Source organism: Xanthomonas populi (assembly GCF_002940065.1).
Taxonomy (GTDB): Bacteria; Pseudomonadota; Gammaproteobacteria; order Xanthomonadales; family Xanthomonadaceae; genus Xanthomonas; species Xanthomonas populi.
In genome coordinates, this window is the sequence record NZ_MDEJ01000205.1 from 1 (window position 1) to 4,538 (window position 4,538).

1 protein-coding gene and 1 pseudogene are annotated in these 4,538 nt (G+C 62.0%); both read right to left on the reverse strand.

All coding sequences use genetic code 11. The features are described 5' to 3' along the window. Positions 1-76: 76 nt before the first annotated feature. Positions 77-4,000: pseudogene (locus XpopCFBP1817_RS19570) on the reverse strand (autotransporter-associated beta strand repeat-containing protein); the annotation flags it as partial. A 356-nt stretch (positions 4,001-4,356) separates the two neighbouring features. Next, positions 4,357-4,538, reverse strand: a 182-nt coding sequence (locus XpopCFBP1817_RS22295; protein ID WP_208619674.1) for a hypothetical protein, incomplete at its 5' end; no start/stop codon positions are given.

The window sequence follows — 4,538 nt, forward strand, 5'->3', positions numbered from 1 at the left end:
AAGCTCGACGTCATGTTCCTCGGATTCCTGAGCTTCGTCCTGATCGTTGAAGGGCTTCGTATGTGTTAACAGGCCCTAGCTCGGCAGGGCCGCCGACCAACAGACCACCGACACCCAACGCAGCGTCATTACCGAGCACCAAACGCCCTGCATCCAGCGCAACGCCGCCGCTGAAGCTATTTGCGTTGTTCAAGGTCAGCGTGGCAGCGCCTTGTTTATCGAGACTGCCGATGCCGCTGATGACGCCACTGAGCGTGGTGTCCTGCGTACCGGGCAGCGTCAAAGCGCCATTCAATGCAAGCGCATTGCCGAGTGTCACTGCGGTGCTGGCATCCAGCGTGGTGCCACCTGCCGCAGTCAGCGTACCCAGACCCAGTGCGGTATCGCTGCCCACCAGCAACGCGCCGCTCTGCAGTTGCAGCCCGCCCACCCAGGTGTTGTCGCCAGTGAGTGTGAGGTTCTGACCATCGATGCCAAGTTGACCGGCAAGGTTGAGCGCGTTCTGCAACGTCACAGCAGTGCTGGCAGTGAGCTGCGTGCCATCGGCAGCAGTGAGCGCACCGGTGCCCAATGCAGTGTTGCTGCCGACCACCAACGTGCCGGTGTCCAGCACGGTGCCACCGGTGTAGAGGTTGTTGCCGGTGAGCGTGAGCGCAGCAGCGCCCTGCTTGATCAGGCTACCTGCGCCACTGACGCTACCGGTGACGCCAAGATCGTTGTTGCCAGTGAGCGAGAGCGCGCCGTTCAAGGCGACATCGTTGCCGATCGTGGTTGCCGTGGTGGCCTGCAATTGCGTGCCATTGGCTGCCGTCAGCACGCCGGTGCCCAGTGCTGCGCCGCTGCCGATCAGCAACGCACCTGCATTGAGATCCACGCCACCGGCAAAGGTGTTTGTTCCACCCAAGGTGAGTGTGGCGCCGCCGTCCTTGATCACCCCACCCACGCCGCTGACAACGCCGTTGAGCGCAGGATCCTGGCTGCCGCCGAGTTGCAGATCCGCTTCCAGTGCCACGTTGTTATCGACGATGCGTGCTGCGGTGCTGTCGAGCAGACCCCCGCCGATGGTCAAGGTGCCTGTGCCCAGTGCGGTGTCGCTGTCGAGCACCACGCTGCCTGCGGACAGCCGCGTACCACCCGCATAGGTATTGTTGCCCGACAAGGTCAGGCTGGCGGGGCCAAGCTTGTCAAGACTGCCGGCGCCCGTGATCGCACCGGTGAGCGTCAGCGCATTACTGCCTCCGATGTCGACTGCGCCAGCCAATGCGATGGCATTGGCGAGCGTGGTCACCGCTGTCGAATCCAGCGTGGTGCCTGCAGCGGTACTGAGTGTGCCAAGACCCAGCGCCGAGTTACTGCCCACGAACAGACGCCCTGTACTCAACGTGGTGCCGCCGTTGTACACATTGCTTCCGCTAAGGCTAAGGTCACCGCTACCGGACTTGATCAGACTCCCTGCCCCAGTGATATCGCCACTCAGTGTCAATGACTGCGGTCCATTGAGCGTCAGCGCTCCGGTGGTCAGCGCAATCGCATTGCTCAATGAGGTGGCTGCGGTGTTTTGCAGAGCCACATTGCCGGTGACGTTCAACGCGCCGGTGCCCAGTGCGGTGCCGCTGGCCACCTGCAAGGTACCTGCGTTGAGGCTGGTGCCGCCGGTATAGGTATTCAGGCCGCCAAGCGTGAGCGTGCCGGTGCCGAGTTTGTTCAATGCGCCGGTGCCGCCGATGGCGCCGGTCAGATTCAACGCATTGCCGCTGCTACCCACGCCCAGTGTGCCGGTGAGCGCAATCGTGTTGCCCAGGGTTGCAGCAACGGTTGCATCCAGCGCGCCGCCACTGGCGGTCAGCGTACCGGTGCCCAGTGCTGCATTGGCGCCGACAACCAGGCGGCCGGTGCTCAGTGTGGTGCCGCCGGTGTAGGCATTGCTGTTAGTCAGCGTGAGGTCGCCCACGCCGCTCTTGATCAAACAACTGCCGCCGCCGTTGATGGCGCCGCTGAGCGTGAGCGCCTGTGCGCCGGTCCAGTTCAACGGCCCGGCAAGATTGACTACGTTGGCCACCGTCAACGGCGCACTGGTGGTGAGGTTGGATGCGCCGGCGACGTTGAGCGCACCGGTTCCAAAAGCCCCGGCCGTGCCGAGTTGCAAGGTGCCCGAGGCCAGCGTGGTGCCGCCAGCGAAGGTGTTGGCTCCGTTGAGCGCCAGCGTGCCGGTGCCGGTCTTGTTGATGCCACCTGCGCCGGCAAGTGTTCCGGTCAAGCTGAGTGCATTGCCGCTGGCACCTAAACCCAGCGTATTGGTCAGCGCAAAGGCATTGCTGAGCGTCAGCGGAGCTGCCGTGTCCAGTGACCCACCCGCTGCGGTGACCGTACCGGTGCCGAGCGCGCCGGAGGTTTCAAGCAGCACGGTGCCTGCACCCAACGAGGTACCGCCTGCGTAGGTGTTGGTGCTACCCAGGGTGAGCGTGCCGGCGCCGACTTTGCTCAGCGCACCGGTTCCGCTGATGGCGCCGCCGAGCCGTAGGGCGTTGGCACCACCGATGCTGATGGTATTGCTGAGCACGAACGCATTCGGCAAGTTGACTGGCGCGCTTGAAAGTACGCTGCCGCCGGTTGCGTTGACGGTGCCACTTCCCAGCGCGCTGTTGGTGCCAACGGTCAGCGCGCCACCCAGCAGGTTGACGCCGCCGCTGAAGGTATTGGTGCCGCTCAAGCCCAAGCCGCCGGTACCGGTTTTGGTCACAGCGCCGGTGCCGGTGATGGCGCTGGCAACCGTCAGGTCGTTGGCGCCTTGCGCGGTCAAGCCACCTGCAGCCAGCGCGATGCCGCCGGTGGGATTAAGCGTCAACCCTGCGGCAGTGGCTTCCAGCGCACCGCCATTGGCAGTGATGCTGGTGCCGAGCTGCGAAGCGTTGGCGAACTGCAACACGCCGCCATTGAGCGCGCTGCTACCGAAATTGTTGCCGCCCCCCACCGACCAGGTACCGCTGTTGACGCGCAGGCTGCCGAAATTGATGTATTGCGCCGTGCTGAGCGATCCAACACCGCTGCTGCCAGTGCCAGTGCCGGTTGCCGAATTCTGCAGGATCAATGTGTTCGTACCGCCCAAACCACCGTCCACCACGCCGCTGGCCGCAAATCTCAACAAGCTACCAGGGCCCAGCAATTCGAGTGCCAGTCCGCCGGCGGTGTTGACACTGCCGCCGGTGACTGCGGTGAAGCTGTTGGTGCTGCCAGCACCCAGCGACACACTGCCGTTGATGGTGCCGGAATTGACGAAGGTGTTGCCGTTGGCCGAACTCTGAAAACCAACGCGCCCTTCGATGGTGCCGGTGTTGACTGCATTGACGGTGCCGCCACCGCTGACCGCGATCACCGGTGTGTCCGAGCCCAGAACCGACAGGCCCACCAACGCGCGGCTACTGATCAAGCCGGCATTGTTGATCTGCACGGTGCCAGTGCTGGCCGAGGTGATGCCAAGCGCCATACCGTCGAGATTGAGCAGGCTGGCACCGAGCAAACCGCCCGTACCGTAGATCGTGCCGGTGGCCAGATTATTGGCGGTCACCGTTGTGGAGCTGGCGTTACCCATGGTGACGCCGGTGCTCAGCACCGACAACAAGCCAAGCACCGACGGGTCGATCGTGCCGCTGTTGTTGAGTTTGGAATTGGTGCCGCTGAGTGCGATGGCGGTGCCACCGACCAAGCCGGCGGTCATCTGCGCACCGGTCGCAACGTTGACGGTCAGATTGTTGGCGCTGCTGGCAAAACTATTGCTGGTGATCGGCAGCCCCGTGCAGGTAACAGTTGCGCCCGCTGCAGGTAATGCAGGTGTGCATGCTCCCCAGGCCAAAGCGGGGACGGCGGCCCCCACCGCCAGCACCACCAGGCTCGACAGACAACGTCGGGTTGCCCCGGACTTGCGCCGCCGACGCACCAACTAATGCGTGACGACCCAATTGCCGATCGCTGCGTTCCAGACCAGCGCAAATGCACGGTTCATTTCATTTTCCCCTGATTGCCGTGCCAAGACCGGCGCATACCCATGTACGCGCCTTCAAAGACGAGAGTTGATTGACGGTTGAGTCGGATTGAAGCAGCGCTCGCCACTCCACCCCAGATGGTTCAAACGCGACTGTGATTAATACCAATCCATACAACGAACATGATTAGATTAATTGGTTAAGTCGCACCGATGGAACTGTGCTGAATATCACTAGACATTAACTCATCCGTTACAAACGTACGATCTGTCGACTGGATCGCTCCGGCTCGCTAACAAACGTTGCTTGGCTCATCCTGACCAGCGCACGTTCTTTTCTCAATACTCATCACATTCAAAATAGCTATTTATCCACGTTATTGGCGGCATTCGATTGGATGAGCCTGGATACTAAAAGCGGGCTGATGCACTGGCTTGCCGCGCATAGCGGGCCGAACAATAAATTTCTCTTCTATCGTCTTATGGGCACCTCGAACAACCAAGTCGTAGCCGTGGTGACACGCACTGGATGATGACCATACCTTCAAAAAATCAGCGA